15 protein-coding genes and 1 pseudogene are annotated in these 17,481 nt (G+C 72.0%); 3 read left to right on the top strand and 13 right to left on the bottom strand.

Annotated features, from left to right (window positions below):
* Positions 1–6: 6 nt before the first annotated feature.
* The 11 genes from O7628_RS32035 to O7628_RS31985 form a co-directional block, all read right to left on the bottom strand.
* On the bottom strand, positions 7–1,362 hold the full coding sequence (locus O7628_RS32035) for a type III PLP-dependent enzyme (protein WP_278136077.1): 1,356 nt from the start codon (positions 1,360–1,362) through the stop codon (positions 7–9).
* Complete coding sequence (locus O7628_RS32030; protein ID WP_278136076.1) at positions 1,355–2,857, bottom strand: class I adenylate-forming enzyme family protein; 1,503 nt, start codon at positions 2,855–2,857, stop codon at positions 1,355–1,357. The genes O7628_RS32035 and O7628_RS32030 overlap by 8 nt, the downstream gene beginning before the upstream one ends.
* Positions 2,847–4,088: an acyl carrier protein gene (locus O7628_RS32025; RefSeq protein WP_278136075.1), complete on the bottom strand. Its 1,242-nt coding sequence runs from the start codon at positions 4,086–4,088 to the stop codon at positions 2,847–2,849. Before O7628_RS32025 ends, O7628_RS32030 begins: the two co-directional genes overlap by 11 nt.
* Positions 4,085–5,437, bottom strand: coding sequence for a TrpB-like pyridoxal phosphate-dependent enzyme (locus O7628_RS32020; protein WP_278136074.1), 1,353 nt, complete (start codon positions 5,435–5,437; stop codon positions 4,085–4,087). Before O7628_RS32020 ends, O7628_RS32025 begins: the two co-directional genes overlap by 4 nt.
* Positions 5,434–5,727 (bottom strand): acyl carrier protein, encoded by a 294-nt coding sequence (locus O7628_RS32015; protein WP_278136073.1) that lies wholly within the window; start codon positions 5,725–5,727, stop codon positions 5,434–5,436. Before O7628_RS32015 ends, O7628_RS32020 begins: the two co-directional genes overlap by 4 nt.
* Complete coding sequence (locus O7628_RS32010) at positions 5,720–7,060, bottom strand: glutamate-5-semialdehyde dehydrogenase (RefSeq protein WP_278136072.1); 1,341 nt, start codon at positions 7,058–7,060, stop codon at positions 5,720–5,722. Before O7628_RS32010 ends, O7628_RS32015 begins: the two co-directional genes overlap by 8 nt.
* A gap of 7 nt (positions 7,061–7,067) precedes the next feature.
* Positions 7,068–7,820 carry an SDR family oxidoreductase gene (locus O7628_RS32005; protein WP_278136071.1) on the bottom strand — a complete coding sequence of 251 codons (753 nt, stop codon included), beginning with the start codon at positions 7,818–7,820 and terminating at the stop codon, positions 7,068–7,070.
* Positions 7,817–9,355, bottom strand: coding sequence for an amino acid adenylation domain-containing protein (locus O7628_RS32000; protein WP_278136070.1), 1,539 nt, complete (start codon positions 9,353–9,355; stop codon positions 7,817–7,819). Before O7628_RS32000 ends, O7628_RS32005 begins: the two co-directional genes overlap by 4 nt.
* Positions 9,352–12,561, bottom strand: a complete 3,210-nt coding sequence (locus O7628_RS31995) for an amino acid adenylation domain-containing protein (RefSeq protein ID WP_278136069.1) — start codon at positions 12,559–12,561, stop codon at positions 9,352–9,354. Before O7628_RS31995 ends, O7628_RS32000 begins: the two co-directional genes overlap by 4 nt.
* A 6-nt stretch (positions 12,562–12,567) precedes the next feature.
* Positions 12,568–12,849 (bottom strand): acyl carrier protein, encoded by a 282-nt coding sequence (locus tag O7628_RS31990; RefSeq protein WP_278136068.1) that lies wholly within the window; start codon positions 12,847–12,849, stop codon positions 12,568–12,570.
* A gap of 218 nt (positions 12,850–13,067) precedes the next feature.
* Positions 13,068–13,427 (bottom strand): hypothetical protein, encoded by a 360-nt coding sequence (locus tag O7628_RS31985; protein WP_278136067.1) that lies wholly within the window; start codon positions 13,425–13,427, stop codon positions 13,068–13,070.
* A 210-nt stretch (positions 13,428–13,637) separates the two neighbouring features.
* On the opposite strand from O7628_RS31985, the gene O7628_RS31980 reads away from it, so the two are divergent.
* Both O7628_RS31980 and O7628_RS31975 read left to right on the top strand, forming a co-directional pair.
* On the top strand, positions 13,638–14,630 hold the full coding sequence (locus tag O7628_RS31980; protein ID WP_278136066.1) for a helix-turn-helix transcriptional regulator: 993 nt from the start codon (positions 13,638–13,640) through the stop codon (positions 14,628–14,630).
* A gap of 139 nt (positions 14,631–14,769) precedes the next feature.
* A pseudogene (locus O7628_RS31975) lies at positions 14,770–15,203 on the top strand (hypothetical protein); the annotation flags it as partial.
* Between the two features lie 96 nt (positions 15,204–15,299).
* Here O7628_RS31975 and O7628_RS31970 read toward each other — a convergent pair.
* Together O7628_RS31970 and O7628_RS31965 are read right to left on the bottom strand one after the other, a co-directional pair.
* Positions 15,300–15,515, bottom strand: a complete 216-nt coding sequence (locus tag O7628_RS31970; RefSeq protein ID WP_278136065.1) for a hypothetical protein — start codon at positions 15,513–15,515, stop codon at positions 15,300–15,302.
* 206 nt (positions 15,516–15,721) lie between these two features.
* Positions 15,722–16,417, bottom strand: a complete 696-nt coding sequence (locus O7628_RS31965) for a DUF998 domain-containing protein (RefSeq protein WP_278136064.1) — start codon at positions 16,415–16,417, stop codon at positions 15,722–15,724.
* Positions 16,418–16,548: 131 nt separating this feature from the next.
* Between O7628_RS31965 and O7628_RS31960 the strand changes: the two genes are divergently transcribed.
* On the top strand, positions 16,549–17,139 hold the full coding sequence (locus tag O7628_RS31960; RefSeq protein ID WP_278136063.1) for a TetR/AcrR family transcriptional regulator: 591 nt from the start codon (positions 16,549–16,551) through the stop codon (positions 17,137–17,139).
* The last annotated feature ends 342 nt before the right edge of the window (positions 17,140–17,481 follow it).

Here is a 17,481-nt window from a genome sequence, read left to right as displayed (position 1 = left end):
GGGTGGTCACGACCTTTCGGGACGGCGGGCCAGTTCCAGGCGGGTGGTACGCGGTGCCCGGTCCGGGTCGTCGCTGTCGAGGACGACCTCGTCCGGGATGGGGTGCCCGAGGAAGGCGAGCAGGCTGGCGTAGAGCCCGTACGCGCCGACCGAGGGCACGGTGAGGCGGTCACCGGGACGCAGTGGCGGCAGGTCGGCGCTGCGGGACCAGGTGTCCAGCGGGGTGCAGAGCGGGCCGGTGACCAGGGTCGGCCGGGTGGGTACGGCCACGCCGGCACCACCCGCACCGGCCGAGGGCTCGGCAGAGTCGGCAAGGTCGGCGGAAGCGGGAAGGTCTGCGGAGGCGGCAAGGTCGGCGGAGGCGGCGAGCAGCCGGGGGTTGAGTGGTGGCAGCCGGCGCAGCCCCGACATGCCACCGAGGTGGTTGATCCCCGAGTCGAGCACGATCACGTCCCGGTCGTGCGAACGCTTCGCCTCGATCACCGTGACCACCAGCGTGCCGGCGGTGGCCACGAGATACCGGCCGGACTCGAAGACGACCTCGGGTCGGCGGTCCCGCCAACCGGTCGCCAGCTCGTCGAGCAACCCGGCGAGCCGCTCCCGCAGGCCGGTCAGGTCGACCGGTCGACCGGGCTGGGCGAACGGCGCACCGAATCCCCCGCCGAGGTCGAGCACCCGGAACCGGACACCCTCCGGCTCAAGCGCCGCCGCCAGCTCCCGGGCGGTCTCCAGTGCGTGCCGGAACTGCGCCAGCAGCTCGTCGACCGAACCGATGTTGCTGCCCATGTAGAGGTGCAGGCCCTCGACCAGCACCCGGTCGGTGCCGGCGAAGTGGGCCGGTGCCGCGAGCACCTCGGCGGTGTCCACCCCGAACTGGGACGCGACACCGGTCATCGCCAGCCCCTGCCCCCGGGCCGGCCGGCTGTCGTTGATCCGCAGCAGGCAGGTGAGCCGGGCCCGGTGCGCGGCGGCGAGCCGGTCGAGCTGGCCGATGGCGTACGCCGAGTCGACCGAGAACGACCGGACCCCGGCGGCGAGTGCCGTGTCGAGATCGGTGTCCCGCTTGCCCGGCCCGGTGTAGAGCAGGGTCGCCGCCGGCCATCCGGCGTCCAGGGCGGCGTGCAGCTCACCGGGTGAGCAGACCTCGGCACGGGCCCCGCCGAGCAGCAGCTCCCGCAGAATGTCCGGGTGCGGGTTCGCCTTGAGCGAGTAGTACACGGTGGTCGGTTCGGGCAGGGCGGCACACAGTGCGGCGAGGTTGCCGCGCACCTCGGCCAGGTCGTAGAGGTAGGCCGGGGTGGTGTCCAGCGACGACGCCACCGCGTGGACGGTCGACCGGGGCCCGGCCCGGAGGCTAGACATGGTGGCGCTCCTCGACGAGTGCGGCGACGGCACGGCGGTCGACCTTGCCGTTGGCGGTCAACGGCAGCGCCGGCACCACCAGCGCGCGCCGGGGCACCTTGTACTCCTCGATCTGGCCGCGCATCGCCCGCAGCAGCTCGTCGGCCGTACCGTCGGCGACCGCCACCAGCACCGCCGGGCGTCCCTCGGTCGGCGCGAGCACCACCGCCGCCTCGACCCCCGGGCAGCGCCGTGCCGCCGCCTCCACCTCGGTGGTGCTCACCCGAAAGCCGCGTTCCTTGTAGATGTCGTCGCGGCGACCGTGGAAGTAGAGGTAGCCGTCCTCGTCGAGCCAGCCGTAGTCGCCGCTGCGCAGCTCGGGAAAGAGGCCCTCGGCCCGGTGATAGCGGGCGGCGGTCTCCGCCGGGCGCCGCCAGTAGCCGGCCATCACGTGCGGGCCACGGATGACGAACTCGCCGATCTCCCCCGGCGGCAGCCGCCGGCCGTCGGCGCCGATGGTGAAGACCTCGGTGCCGGGCAAGGCGACACCGCAGGCGCCCGGCCGTTCCAGGTCACCGTCCGGCGGCATGATCGCCACCCGCTTGCACTCGGTCAGCCCGAACATCACCTGGATCCGCAGGTCGGGCAGCCCGGCCCGCAGGTCGCGCAGGACCGGCGCGGGCATCGCGGCGCCGGTGGTGGTGAGCAGGCGCAGCTTCGGCAGCGCGATACCGGTGCGGCGTTGCAGCCGGGCCAGGGCCTCGGCGACGGCGGGCACCGCCGGCAGCACGGTGGCACCGGTCCGCTCCAGGATCCCCGGCAGTGGTGGCCCCACCTCCGCCTGGCTGCCCAGCCGGACCTGCGCACCGCTGAGGGCGGCGAGGAAGAGCTGGTAGAGCCCCACGTCGAAGGAGAGCGGCAGCGGGCAGTACACGACGTCGTCGGCGCGGTAACCGAGCACGGACTGGATCGCCCCGGCCACGAACGCCACCTGCTGGTGGGTGCTGACCACGGCCTTGGGCTGTGCGGTGGTGCCGGAGGTGTAGATCAGGCAGATCGGGTCGACCACCAGGGGCCGCCGGGCCGGCTCCCACCGCGTTGCTTCCGGGTCGGTGCCGACGGCGGCCAGCTCGGCGACACCGGCGGTCGGTACGCCCCGGTCGGCGGCCAGCGTGCGGGCCGCGTCGTCGTCGCTGACCAGCAGGACCGGCTCGCAGTCGTCGAGGACGTGTGCCAGCGCCGGGCCCCGGACCTGCTCGTGCAGGAGCGAGAAGACCGCGCCGAGCCGGGACGCGGCGTACACCAGGGCGACCAGGCCCACGGCGGACGGGGCGACCGCCACGACCCGCTGGCCGGGCCGGACGCCGCGCCCGGCCAGCCAGCCTGCGATCCGGGCACTGGCGACGGCGAGGTCCCGGTAGGTCCAGGTGGTCTCCCCGGCGGAGACGGCCGGGTGTGACGGCCAGCGGTTGGCCGCGTCGTCGAGCAGGTCGTGCAGCAGGCGGTCAGGCCGCATGGGAACCTCCGCTGGGGGTCGCGCCGGCCTCCTGTCGGGGGCTGGCCCGCAGGACGATCTCGCACAGGTCGGCGACCCGGTGCAGCCGTTCGGGGACCAGGTCGTCGGGGTGGAACTCGATCCGGAACCGCTGCTCCAACCGGTCGACGATCTCGACCATGCGGAAGGAGCTGAAGCTCGGCACGGTGTCGAGCGCGGTGGCCGCGGTCAGGCCCGGCCCGGTGTCGTCGAGCTGGAGGACCGACCGGACCACCTCGGTGACCTCGGCGCTCAGCTCGGGCCGGACCGTCCCGGCGACGGCGGCCGGTGGCGCCGGCCGGGCCGGTGCAGCGGCGAACACCGAACGGTCGGTGTCGAGCGCCTCGGCAAACGTCGCCAGCAGGCCGGCCGGCTCGGGCCGACCGCGCTGCACCCGGCGGGCCGCGAGGTAGGTCTGCTCCACCACCCGGTCCCAGCGGGCGAGCTGCGCCGCCTCGGCCGCCGTCTCGGCACCGCCCCGGTGGGCCGCCCGGTAGGCGGCGTGCAGCCGGCGCTGCCGGGCCAGCAGCCACGTCTGGAGGGTGAGCGCGTCCAGGGCCACCACTCGATCCGGGTACGCCCGGTAGGCGTCGACGTAGGCGTCGACGGTCGCGGCGTCGACGGCGTACCCCGGCTGCGGGGCCGCCGGCAGCTCACCCGGCACCGGACCGGCCACCACGGCCCCGTCCGGCACGGCGGCGGCCAGCTCCGCGCCGGTCAGCGTCCACCGGCCCGGCCGGGCCGCGCCCCACGGCGTGTCGTTGTGGTACGCGTCGGTGACCGCGAACCCGGAGCCGTCCGGCTCGATAAGGAAGCTGTGCTCAATGTGGCGCTGCCCGTGGTAGGGCACCCACCGCAGGTGGTACGCGTCGGCGACCACGTAGCAGAGCCCGTGCTCGGTGACCTCGGCCACCAGCCCCGCGCCGTCGGTGTGGCGCAGCGGCCCGGTGTCCGGTGTCGTTGGGGTGGCGGGCCGGTGCCCGGCGCCCGGCTCGCACCAGCCGACGCCGAGCCGGTCGGTGGCCTCGGCGAGGTGCTCGCGGACCGCCGGCTCGACGGTCGGCAGCCCGTCGGCGCCGGGCCGGGGCCGCAGCTCCAGGCTGGCGCCCAGCCGCAGATGAGTGCCGGTGCCGTGCCAGCGGTCGGCGAGCACGGCCAGGTTGACCTGGACGCAGTCCAGCAGCTCGGCTCGGATCGTCGCTGGCTCGTTCACCGGCGCACCTGCGCGAGGATCGGCGCGGCGGGTACCGGCTCCAAGCCGGCCTGGGCGGCACGCAACATGGCGGCGGCTGGCTCCTCGTCGGTCAGCTCGCCGGCTAACAACTGCTGGTAGGCGGCGAGGTCGAGATATCCGCTGCCGCTGACACAGACCAGGATCGGCCCCCAGGCCCCTCGCTCAGTGTGGCCACCGGCGAGCTGCGCGGCGACCGCCAGCGCGTGCCCGGACTCCGGCGCGGGCAGCACCATCTCGCTCCGGGTGAGGTGCCGCCCGGCATCCAGGGCGGCGACCTGCCCGACGGCCACCGCCTCGACCTGACCGGCGTGCCGCATCGCGGAGATCAGCTTGGCCGCACCGTGGAAGCGCAGGCCGGCGGAGTGAGAGTCGGGGATCCTGTAGTCGCTGCCGATGGTGTACATCGCCTCCAGCGGTCCGGTGCCGGTCTCGTCGGTCCGGTCGTAGGCGTACACCCCCCGGGTGAGTTTCGGGGTGGCGGCCGACTCGGCGGCGACCAGCCGGGGCGCGGGCACCCCCCGGGCCGCCGCGTCGGCGAAGAACGGCAGCGCGACACCGCCGAAGTTGGAGCCGGCGCCGACCGCGCCGACCACCGTGTCGGCCTCGACGCCGAGCGTGGCGAGCTGGTCGAGGGCCTCCAGGCCGATCACCGACTGGTGCAGGATGCTGTACGTCTCACCGCTGCCGATGCAGAACGCCGCGCTGTCGCGCTCGGCGGCGTACTCGACGGCCTCGCCGATGGCGAGCGACAGGCTGTTGCCGGTACTGCCGTCGGTCGCCCTTGCAACCTCGGTGAGCCCGCTCGGGCTTGCGTGCAGCTCGGCGCCGAGCATCCGCATCAGCACCCCTCGGTACGGCTTGCGCTCCAGGCTGGAGCCGACCATGAACACGGTGCAGCGCAACCCAAACCAGGCGCAGGCCGCCGCCAGCGCGGTACCCCACTGCCCGGCTCCGGTGCCGGTCACCAGTTCCTCGACGCCGGCCTGCCGGTAGTAATACGCCTGGGCGAGCGCGGTGTTCAGCTTGTGGCTGCCGGAGATGTTGCCGCCCTCGTACTTCAGGTAGATCGGGATGCGGGCGCCGACAGCGCGTTCGAAGCCGGTCGCCCGCCACAGTGGAGTCGGCCGGAACCGCCGGTACGCGTCGAGCACCTCGTCCGGGATCGGCCAGTGTTCGCGCTGCCGGATGCTCTGCCGCACCAGCTCCATCGGCAGGTTGACGGTGACCTGGGCGCCGTCCGGGCGCACCGGGGAGCGGTCCGGCGGGAGCTGGTAGCCCAGGTGCGGCAGCACACTGCGCCACCTCGTCGGCGTGGCCCCGGCGCTCATCGGTCGGCCCCGGCGGCTTCGACGACCACGTCGATCAGGTCGGAGACCAGAGTGAAGCTGCGGCCGACGAAGATGTCGTCCGGCAGCACCAGGTCCAAGTCGTCCTCCAACCGGACCAGCATGCCGAGGAACCCCAGCGAGTTCACCCGGAGCAGCTTGCCGTTGAGCGGCTCGTCGTCGGCGATGTCCTCGGGGCGGTACGCCAGCCGGGACTCCGCGATCACCACCCGCTTGACGGCGGTGGCGACGGCGGCCCGGTCGACGTCGGTGGTGGACGGTTGGTCAGGCATCGGTGGTGCCTCCCATCTGCGGGTCGGGGTGGCGGGGCGCCTCGGCGGGGGGCGGCACCTCGTCGCGGAGGGCGCCGTGGGCCTGGACGAGCCAACTGCTGGTCAGCAGGGCGGGCAGCCCCACCGAGCCGCGCACGTGCAGCCGGCCGGTGGAGATGGAGAGCTCCGGTCCCATCCCCATGGTCGGCCCGTCGTGCAGCCGCAGTGAGCCGTTGACCACGATGGTCGCGGCGTCCACTCCGGCGACGAAGCGGTCGACGGTCGGCCGGTCGGTGCTGACGATCCCCTCGGTGTGGCCGGAGCCGTGCCGGCGGATATGGGCGATGGCCTGGTCGACCCCGGTCACGGCGAGCACGCCGATGGTCGGGTCGAGGAACTCCCGGCCGAGGTCGTGCGGCTCCAGCGGCTGCACGCTGACCGCGCCGGTCGGATCGGCCGGCGTCGCCCCGGCCGGTGCCAGCTCGGGCGGTATCCGCAGGACGCATCTCCGGCCGTCGCGGCCGGCCCGGTCGAGCAGCGCCGCCACGAAGCGGGGGGCGACTGACTCCTCGACGAGGACCAGCTCCAACGCGTTGCAGGCGGTTGGGTCGGGCAGCTTGCTGTCCAGTGCGATGGCGGCGGCCGAGTGCAGGTCGGCGCTGTCGTCGACGTAGAGGTGGTTAACCCCGCCGCCGCTGGCGATCACCGGAATCGAGGTCGCGGTGCGGCAGTAGTCGATCAGCGACGGGCTGCCCCGTGGGACGAGGACGTCGACCGAGTCCGGCTGCGCCAGCAGGGCGCGCATCGTGGCCCGGGTCGGGTCGTCGAGGACCGTTACCAGGTCCGGCGGCAGTCCGGCGAGCGCGGCTGCCTGCCGGCAGGCGGCTCCCAGCTCGACGTTGGTCGCGGCGATCTCCCGGCCGGCGCGCAGCAGGACCGCGTTGCCGACGCTGACCGGCAGCAACGCTCCCTCGACGGTGACCGTCGGCCGGGCCTCGTAGACCATCAGCACCAGGCCGAGCGGGCGGGGCACCTGCCGGCGTACGCCCCAGGCACCGATCGGGATCTCCGGCCCTGGGGCGGTCACGGCCGGTAGGGCGTCGTGGACGGCGTCGGCGAGGGCGGCCAGGTAGGCGAGCTGGGCGTCGCCCATGACCAGCCGGTCGACCAGGGTCTCGGGCAGCCGGCGTCGGCGGGCGCTGGCCAGGTCCTCGGCGTTGGCCTTGCGGATGGCCGGCCAGCCGTGCCGGAGCTGGGCGGCGAGTTCGCGGCAGTAACGCTGGTAGGCGGGGTCTCCGGGCGGCGGTGCGTCGGCCAGCGCCGACCGGGCGGGGCCGGTGATCTCGGAAGTCATGGGTCTCCTACCACATGAACTGGCCGCCATCGACGATCAGCTTCTGCCCGGTCAGGTAGGCGCTGCCCGCGCCGACCAGGAACTCCAGGGCATCGGCGATGTCGTCGGTGGAGGCGATTCGACCTTGTGGGATCTCGGTGAGCACGGCGGCCCGCGCCTGCGGGTCGTCCAGGTTGAAGCGGCCGACGAGTTCGTCGGTCCAGGTCATCCCCGGGATCAGGCAGTTCACCCGGATCCGTGGCGCCAGCTCCAGCGCCAGGCACTTGGTGAGCTGGAGCAGGCCGGCCTTGCTGGCGCAGTAGTTGACACCGTTGAGACGCGGCCGGATCCCGGTGGTGGCCCCGACGTTCACGATCACCGACCCGGGCCCGGCGCCGGCCTGGGCCAGCATCGCCGGTGCCAGGGCCCGGGTCAGGTAGAACGGGCCGTCGAGGTTGATGCCGAGGACCCGGTCCCAGTCCTCGGTGGACATCTCCAGTAGTGGCCGGTCGATGTTGCGTCCGGCGTTGTTGACCAGTACGGTCGGGCCGCCGTGCTCGGCGACGATTCGGGCGGTGACCCGCTCCACGTCGGCGGCGTCGGCGACGTCGAGGCGTACCGGCCAGAAGGAGTCACCGAGCTTGGCGTGGGCCTGCCGGGCCGCCTCCTCGTCGGAGTGGTACAGCCCGACGACCCGGTGACCGAGCGCCACCAGTCGGGTCGAGAAGGCCAGCCCGATCCCTCGGGTGCCGCCGCTCACCACGGCCAGCGGGGCGGTCACCGGGCACCACCCGTCACGGCCAGCACCCGCTCGCGGTCGATCTTGCCGGTGACACCGACCGGCAGCTCGGCCAGGACCAGGACCCGGTCCGGCACCATGTACGCCGGCAGCAGCTCGGCCATCCGGCGGCGTACCTCGGCGGGCAGCTCGTCGGCCGCCGGCCCCTGCGGCACCACGCAGGCGGTCAGCCGGGGCCGGCCCTGCGGGCCGCTGTCGAGCACCACGACCGCGTTGCGCACCTGCGGCAGGCCGACCAGCACCGCCTCCACCTCCTCCAGTTCGATACGGAAACCACGCAGCTTGACCTGCCGGTCGGTACGGCCGAGAAAGATCAGCTCGCCGTCGTCGTCGAGCCGCACCAGGTCACCGGTGCGGTAGAAGACGCCGTCGCGGCCGGGCAGCCGGACGAACCGCTGGGCGGTGAGGTCGTCCCGGTCGAGGTAACCCCTGGCCAGGCACGGCCCACCGAGATACAGCTCCGCCGGCTGGCCCGGGAGGGCCTCGTGGCCGTCGGGATCCAGCAGGAGCAGCTCGTGACCGCCGACGGCCGAGCCGATCGGCACCCGGTCGCCGCCCGACCAGCCCCGGTCGATCCGCCGGTAGGTGGCCGTGATCACCGCCTCGGTCGGCCCGTAGGTGTTGTAGAGCGGGATGTGCCCGAGCGGCCCGTTGGACCATCTGCGCACCACGGCGGCGCTGACCGCCTCGCCGCCGAAGTAGATGCCCCGTACGCCGGCCAGTGCCGCGACGTCGGCGTCGGTCAGGTCGTCGGCGAAGAACGCCTCGAAGTACGCCGTCGGGCACTGCACCCGGGTGACACCGTAACTACGGATCCGGTCGAAGAGCTGGGGACCGGTCCACATGGCGGCACCACGTACCACCAGGACGCCACCCTGGACCAGGGGAAGCCAGATCTCCTCGATCGAGGCGTCGAAGCTCGGTGAGGAGAAGGAGAGGCAGACGTCCCCCTCGACGTGCCCGTAGTCGACCGCCACGTGGCGCAGGTGCAGCGCCAGCGGCCCGTGGTCGACGCAGACACCCTTCGGGGTGCCGGTCGAGCCGGAGGTGTAGATGACGTACGCCAGGTCCGTGCCGGACGGCCCCGAGCCCGGCACACCGGCGTCGGCCCCGGCCTCGTCGTCCACGCCGGAGTCGGCGCCGGTCAGCGACTCGACGTCGGCTACCGGCAGCGTGGTGGCGGGGTGCCTGCGGGAGCCGGTGTCCAGCACGAGCCGGGAGCCGCTGTCGCCGAGCAGGTGCCCGATCCGGTCGGCCGGCAGTTGCTGGTCGACCGGCACCCAGGCGGCACCGGCCAACCAGCTGCCCAGGGCGGCCGCCACGAACTCCGGGGTCGCCGGGCCGTGGAGCGCCACCAGGTCACCGGGGCCCACCCGCCGGTCGCGTAACGCGGCGGCGAGCCGACCGGCCCGGCGCCACAGCCCGCCGTAGCTGACCGTGCGGTCGCCGCAGAGCAGCGCCGTCTTCCCGGGTGCGGCCAGCGCGTGCTGGCGCACCAGGTCAACTACGGTGCTCACACCGACCGCCCGTTGGCCAGGGCGAGTGACCCGGTGGTGGCGCCACGTTCGTCGACCAGGGACGCCAGCGCGGCGAGAGTCGGCCGGCGGAACATGTCGCTGACCGCGATCCGCAGGCCGGTCTCGGCGCGCAGGGCGTCGATCAGCTTCAACATGTCGAACGAGGTGCCGCCGAGCACGAAGAACGAGTCCTGCGGGCTCTGCGGTGGACGGCCGAGCAGCCGTTCCCAGAGCCCGGCCAGCAACTCCTCGGTGCCGGTCGGCGACCAGTCCGGGTCGGCGTCACGCTGCTTGGCCGGCCGGAGTTCGCCGCTGTCGAAGCGGGCGGCCAGCGCGCTGCGGTCGACCTTGCCGTTCGGGGTCAGCGGGATCGCGTCGACCGCGACGATGTGCTTCGGGATCGTGTACGTCGGCAGGGTCTGCTGGAGCGCGGCCCGGATGGCAAATTCGTCGAACGCACCACCCGGCGTGGTCCGGACGAAGAGGCAGAGCGCGGCGCTCTCACCACTGCCGTGCACCGCCGCCGCAGCGGCGGCGACCGCCGGCAAGCGCTCCGCCGCGATCTCGACCTCGCCGAGCTCGACCCGGTGTCCCCGGATCTTCACCTGACCGTCCCGGCGCCCGAGGAAGATCAGTGTCGGGCCGTCCGGGCCGTCGGCGGCCACCGCGAGGTCGCCGGTGCGGTACATCCGACCGGGCGGGTCGGTGAACGGGTCGGGCCGGAACGCCGCGTCGGTCCGGTCCGGATCGTTGATGTAACCGTCGGCGGGGCAGATCCCGCCGAGGAAGACCTCACCGGCCGCACCGGGCGGCACCGGCCGCCCCTCGGCGTCGAGCAGGTGCACGTCGACCCCGGCCAGGGGCAACCCGATCGGGACGTGCGACGGGTGCTGCCCCGCCCCGCCCGCCAGGGTGTGCACGGTGACCGCGTGCGTCTCGGTCGGCCCGTACAGGTTGGTCAGGCGCTTGCCGGGCATCCGGCCCAGCAGGGCGCGGCTGCGGCTGTCCAGGTGCAGCTGCTCGCCGGAGACGTTGAGCACCTCGAGGTCGGCCAGCGCCAGATCGGCGTCGGTCACCGAGGCGGCGAAGGCACCGAGCACGGCGACCGGCAGGTAGATGTGGGTCAGCCGGGCCCGGTCGACGAGGCGGGCGACGGCGTCGAGGTCACGCCGGTCGGTCGCGCCGAGGCCGTACACCGTGCCGCCGGCCACCAGGGTCGGGAAGATCTCCTGGTAGGAGACGTCGAAGCCGAGCGGGGCGTACTGCAGGAACCGGGTCGTCGGGCCCATGCCCATCGCGTCGATCTGCCACCGCAGCAGGTTGACCAGCGGATCCTGCCCCATGTGGACGCCCTTGGGTTGGCCGGTGGAGCCGGAGGTGAACATGACGTAGATCGGGTCGGTGCCGCTCGGCTGGGCTGGCACCGGCAGGTCGGCGCCCCGGTCGGCGAGGTCGTCGACGCTGGCGCGCGGCGGCTCGTCGGATGTGACCGGCGCCGGGCTCACCACGTACCGGCAACCGGCCTGACGGAGCATGTAGGAGAGCCGGTCGGCCGGCAGGGAGAGGTCCAGCGGCAGGTACGCCGCTCCGCAGCGCAGCACCGCCACCATCGCCGCAGTCGTGTCCGGCAGCGAGTGCGGGACGATGGCCACCACGTCACCGGCGCCGACGCCGTCGGTGCTGAGCGCGGCGGCGATCCGGTCGGCCCGGTCCATCAGCCCGGCGTAGCTCAGGTCGGGTGCGTCGGGGGCGCTGATCGCCACCGCCTCGGGCCGGGCGGCGGCGGATTCCCGCAGCAGGGCGAGCAGCCCGCGACCGCCTGCGGTGTCGGCCCGGTCCCCGGCGTGCAGGGCCGGCTGCCGGCGGTGCGCCGAGGCGGCGGTCAGCGGGCCGGTGTCGCCGGTCGGGTCGGCGACGACCCAGGCCAGTAGCTCGATGTACTCGTCCAGGAAGCGGTGGGCGTAGGCGTCGGGCAGCAGGTCGCTGTCCCACTCCAGCTCCAGCTCCAGCCCGTCGCTGACCGGGGTGGCGGCCAACCAGATGTCGAACTTCGCCGTCTCGTTGTGGGTGTACTCCAGTTGCATGCCGAGCCCAGGGGCGATCTCCCGCCGGGTGACCAGGTCGTCCTGCATTGCGAACATGCACTGGAACAGCGGGTTGCGGTTGCTGCCGCGCTCCGGGCCGACCGCCGCGACCAGGGCGTCAAAGGGGATGGACTGGAAGCGGCGGGCGGCGCGTACCGCACCGGAGACCTCGGCGCACTGCTCGGCGAAGGGCCGGTGCCGCGCCGGCAGGACGACCGGCAGCGTGTTGACGAAGAACCCGCACAGGTCGTGCGAGGCGATGGTACGGCGGTTGACGAAGGGCCCGCCGACGATCACCTCGGCGTTGCCGGAGTAGTCCCCGAGCAGCAGGGCATAGCAGGACAGCAGCAGGCAGTACGGCGTGGTGCCGAGGGTCCGGGCGGCGCGCTCGACGGCGGCGCGCTGCTCCGGAGGCAGGATGACGCTGCGCAGCCGGCCGTTGAACCGGGTGTCGACCGGGCGCTCCGGCACCGGATAGAGCAACGTCGGGGGTACGCCGGCGAGCGTGGCGGCGAGCGCCTCGACCTCCCCGGCCTCGATCGCCGCCTGGCTGACTCGGCACTGGGCGGCCAGCTCACCGACGAGCCACCGCTCCCGTTGGACCACGTCGACGTCCTCGACAACGCCCGCCGGCCCGGCCCCGGTCGCGCCGGCCAACCGGTAGCCCTCGACCAGCTCGTCGAGGAAGACCCGCATCGAGACGCCGTCGTTGATGGCGTGGTGGACGTTGCAGAGCAGGGCGGTCTGCGCCGGGCCGACCAGGAGCCGGAACCGGCACAGCGGGGCCTGCCGCAGGTCGACCGGGGTGGCGGCGAAGCGCCGGCTCTGCTCGGCCAGCCGCGCGGGCCACTGCTCGGGCGGGCAGTCGACCCGCTCCACGTCCATCGGTGCCGGCATGGGGGGGCGAATCTCGGCGACCGGTTCGCCGTCTGCGGCGTCGAACCGGGTACGCAGCGTGGGCTGGACGGCGATCAACCGGTCGAGCGCCCGACGCAGGGCTGCCTCGTCGACCGCCGTGTCGAAGACCACCCGGAAGCTGATGTTGTAGAGGTCCTTGCGGGGGACCGCCTCCTGGATGAAGAGCAGGCTGCGTTGGGAGGGCGTGACGGGTATCTGGACCATGGCGCTTCAGCTCCGGCTCGTGAGGGCGACGAGGAAACGTTCCAGGTCGGCGACGGTCACCAGGTCGCCCAGCTCGACCACGTCGATCTCCAGTCCGGGGTCGGCGACCAGGTCGGCGATGATCCGCAGCAACAGCAGGGAGTCGACGCCCAGGGCGGTCAGTTCCGTGTCGCCACCCGCACCCTCAGGAAACTCACCGGTACGCCTGCCAATGGTGACGCGCAGGCGCTCGGCGAGTACGACTTCGTTCCGTTCGACAATTTGCAGCGGATGCCCGGAAACTGTCACGGACGGCTACCACCTCTCGCTGTACGGGTCCGGTTCGAGTGCTCCCGTCATGGCTGAACAGCGCCCTTTCGGACGCTGGTCGGTTCATGGCCGAGACGACGCCGGAATCGGGTCAGGAATGGCGTCGACAGAACCGGACAGACATTTCCAGCACTGCCGGCGCACTCTGGCGGACATTTCTCCGCCGTCCACGATCCTGCCTGCGGGGTCTCCGACTGTCAGCACCGTCCGGTGTCAGGATCCTGCCATGGCAGCCCCCTGCCACCGTCTGTGGAATCCCCCATGAGCAGCGCTTCGCTCCCTGGCACCAGCCCGGATCCGCAATGCACCACAAGCCACAGGTGGAGGGCCGACGAAACGGCGATCGCGCGCCGGCACAACTGCATAACGACCGCTTCCGCCGCGGCGACGGTCGGTTGTAGGACAAAGAACGCCAGCTCCGCTCCTTCGGGATTCATCATGACGTACACGTGTTCGAGTCCGTCTCCGGGTAGGGCGACGAGCTGGATCAACCTATGCAGCTCGGCTCGGTCGACCAGGGTCCGGCTGCCTTGCAGGCTCGCGATGACAAGGTGCATACCCAGCAGAATGTCCGCTTTCAGTCAAGGTCGCCAGACATTGACGGTGGCAGAATTCCCGGCTTCGGATTTCTGCCCCTGCGACGGCCATCTCGTGAGATGTCAGGAACGGCGCACGGCCACTCTCCGCAAACATTCCTGGCAGGCCTATCCGGCATCGTCCCCGGTATAGGCTCAGTTCGATGTGGGTGCGGTGCGAAGGGGATCACGATGCTCGAAGTCCTGGGCCTGCACGTAGCTTCCGAAGCCGTCTACCGCGTGATGCTCGAGGAGCCCCGGTACGGCGTCGCAGAGATCGCCGCCCGACTGTCCTGGACAACTGAGCAGGTCCATGAGGCGCTCGACGAACTCGGCCGGTTGTCCCTACTGCGGGCCTCCCGCGACGAGCCCGGAGCCCAACGCGCGATCAGCCCCGAGGTCGGGCTGCCTGCGCTCCTGGCCCGGCAGGAGACCGAACTCGCCATACACCAGGAGAAGATCGCGGCCAGCCGCCGGGCAGTCGCCGCGATCGTGGCCGACTACGCCGAATTCCGACCGGCCCAGAGCTGGGCCGAGGTGGAGCGGTTGGCCAGCCTGGATTCGGTCCGTCACCGGCTGGAGGAGCTGGTCCACTCCTGCCGGACGGAGATCCTCTCCTTCGTTCCCGGCGGAGCACAGTGTGAGGAGACCTCGATGGCGGCCCGGCCGTTCGGCGTCACCTGGGCCAAGCGGGGCATCCAGGCCCGGGGCGTCTATCTCGACAGCGTGCGCAACCATCCACCGACCCTGCACCACCTGCGGCGGCTCCACGAACAGCGGGTGCAGATCCGCACCACCGCCGCACTCCCCCTGCGGATGACGATCTTCGACCGAGAGGTCGCCCTCGTCCCGATCGATCCGGAGCAGCACCAGCGGGGCGCCGCCCTGCACCACGGCAGGGGGACGGTCGCGGCGCTCTGCGCGCTGTTCGAGCAGACCTGGCGGGCCGCCCACCCGCTGGGTGCCGAGCGCGACCGGGACGAGTCGGGACTGACCAGCCAGGAACGCGAGGTGCTGCACCTGCTCGCCGAGGGTCACACCGACGACAGCGTGGCGCGTCGGCTCGGCATCTCCGTCCGGACCGGCCGCCGGATCACCGCCGACCTGCTGAAACGCCTCGGTGCCCGGAGTCGGTTCCAGGCCGGCGCGCTGGCCGCCGCCCGGGGGTGGATCGATGCCGCGTGACCTTTCGCCGTGGCGCCGGCCGGGGACGGGGATGTCGCACCCGTGGTCCATGATCTTCCTCGGTACGACGGCGTCGGCGCGGATCCGGCGTCCGCATCGTCATGGGTGACGTCGGTTTCCGGCAGGCGGGAGGTCGGCAGTGACAGACGCGGAGCAGGCCGCGTGGGGGCGGCGCAGCGCGGTCCCGGGTGGTGCCGCTCGCCCGGCCCCGCAAACTGGCCAAGGTGCCCTTCGTCGAGCTGGCTGACGGCCGGTTGCAGGGCGTGGTGTCGAGCGGCTCGGACATCGAGCGGGTCTACGTCTCCTCGGTGACCGCCGGCAGCCACACCTACCACTGCAGCACCAACAACAACCGGCCCTGTGTCGGCCTGCGCGGCACCCCCTGCAAACACCTCCAGGCCCTGGCCGACGAGGCCGTGCTCCAAGTACGGCGTCGACCGGATGGCCCGTTACCTGCGCATCGACGTCGGCGACGGGGTCACCGGCGGTGCCAAGATGCTGGGCCGGCTCGTCGGTCGTCCCGAGCCCGTGCCGGCCGGAGTGGTCTTCAGTCACTTCCTGCATCACCTGGCCAAGAGGCACGAACGGTCGCGCTTCCTGCCTTGATCTGACCCACCAGGACCTCGCAGGCTGCGATCTTCGCTCTTCCAAACTGGCGCTCTGAGGAGGTCAATCAAACAGCCTGCCGGTCAGGGCAGATTGGCCGGCTGCCAGAACGTGTCCCTGGGCCAGGGGCAGCCAGTACAGCTCGAAGCGGATCGGTTCGCTGTCGTCGCGCTCCACGGCGATCCACCGGTCCGGAACCTCGGTGCCCTCGACGGACAGATGGAAGAAGTGCCGCACGTGTACCGGATCGGCGTAGGGCCGCACGTCCCACTCCGTCACGCCGAAGTCCATTGGTCGCGGACGTGGTCACAGTGGTCGCTACGGTTGAGCCGTCGTTCTCGCGTCGTGACCACGGGGGTGCCCTCATGGCCGTCAGCAGCGACCATTGGTCGACCCGGCGGCGTCCGAATCTGCCGATGAGCGCGCGTCTGATCTTGTGCCCGTAAGCGACCGGGTGGCCTGTCGCGGATCCCGGTCGTGGCCGTCTACGCGTTGCTGGCCGTCGACCGCCGGTTGCCCTTCCAGATGGACCTGCCGGCGCAGATGAAGCCGACCAGGAGGGGATAGACCGCGCAGCGTTCGACCAGGCCGATCAGGCTGGCTGATGAGCCGGCGATGGCCATGAAGCCGACCAGCGAGAGAAGACCGAAGACCCCGAGGGCGACCATGACCCGGCCGGTGGTGGTAGCGATTCCGGTCTGTCGGTGCGCGCGCCCGAGAATGATGATCAGTACGTTGCCGCTGACGATGCTGGCCAGGGCGCCCACCGAGTGAAAGTCGATGGCACCGCTGTCGGGCGTCTCGCCGGTTCCGTGGAAGAAAGCCAGCAGCACTCCGCCGGCCGCGATCAGGAAGGCGAGGGTGCGCACTGCCCAACGGCGTGGGCCATGCAGGCCTGCGAGCATGGCGGTGCCGCCGAACAGGACGATCCCGAACAGGAAGAATCCGGTGTTCATGACCCACGCCAGCGGCGAGTACATGAGCTGCCCGAATCCCTGCGTGGGGCCGTGCACGCCGAGGTTGCTGATGTAGTTGTAGGTGTAGCTGTAGGGGGGATGCGTCCACGCGGCCGAGGCGATGAACTCCGCGACGAAGAAGACCAGTCCTCCTGCGATGAGCGCGATGCCGGCAGCGGAGCGTTGCCTCTGCTGAGCGTCCACCTGGGCGTGGTTCGCGTTCATGGTTCCTTCTCTCCCGGCATCCCGCCGCTCGTGTCGCTCCCGTCGATCAATTCCCGGTCCGACATCAATACTGTACCGACACCAGTTGTGGAGTCAATACATGTAGCGAACGGGTCCATTACTCTGTCGGCATGAGCGAGGGGCAGCGACCCGGCCGACGGGAGCGCAAGAAGGCAGCGACCCGGGCATCGATCGTGCAGGCCGCCCAAGAACTGTTCCTCGAACGAGGGTTCGACGCGGTGAGCGTCCGCGAGATCGCCGACCGGGCGGACGTGTCGCCGACCACCGTCTTCACGCACTTTCCGCACAAGGAGGCCCTCGCGTTCGGTGACGAGGAAGTGCGACACGACCGGCTCGTCGCGGCAGTAGCCGACCGACCGCCGGGCACGTCGATCTCCGCCGCGCTCAAGGCGCACTACCTTGCGGAGATCACCGCGCTCGGGTCCGAACTTGAGCGGCCAGTCCTCGCCTTGATGGAACAGACACCCGCCCTGGTCGAGTACGCCGAACGCATGTGGTTCCGCCACGAAGACGCCCTGATCGCGGCGATCACGCGGGAGTTCGGGCTTCCCGAGCCCAGCGACGAGATCCGCTTCTACGTCCGCTTCGCCCTCCAGATACAGCTCAGCGCAACCCGGGCCGCCAACCCGGAGTCCACCATCGACGCAGGTTTCCGGCTGCTCGACGAAGGCTGGCTGCGCTACCAGCGCCAGTTCCACTAGCGCCGACCGGGACGCCGACACCAACCCGACCACCGCCGTGGTGGCCCGCTTCGGTCCGCGCGACTGGCGGTAGCAGGGTGCCCATTACGTCATCCGGCACACCCTGCGCGACGTCGGGGCCGACAGCTACCTGCGGGTACGTGGCACCAGCACCGACGAGCCCGAGCCGCTGGCCGACGGGCTGGAGGGCCCGTGGGGCGATCTGTGGGGTTTACTCCCACCCGGTCCGGGTGCGCTGACCGACCGGCCCCGGCCCGCCGTTGGTGGGCCGGAACCGCCGGTACCGGGAAACCGGGTCCACGGTGGACGCGCAGGCTCGCCACCAAACGCCCGGATTAGGCA

Origin of the sequence: Micromonospora sp. WMMD956, from assembly GCF_029626125.1 — a bacterium.
GTDB classification, from domain to species: Bacteria; Actinomycetota; Actinomycetes; order Mycobacteriales; family Micromonosporaceae; genus Micromonospora; species Micromonospora carbonacea.
This window is presented reverse-complemented; position numbering and strand designations above follow the sequence as displayed.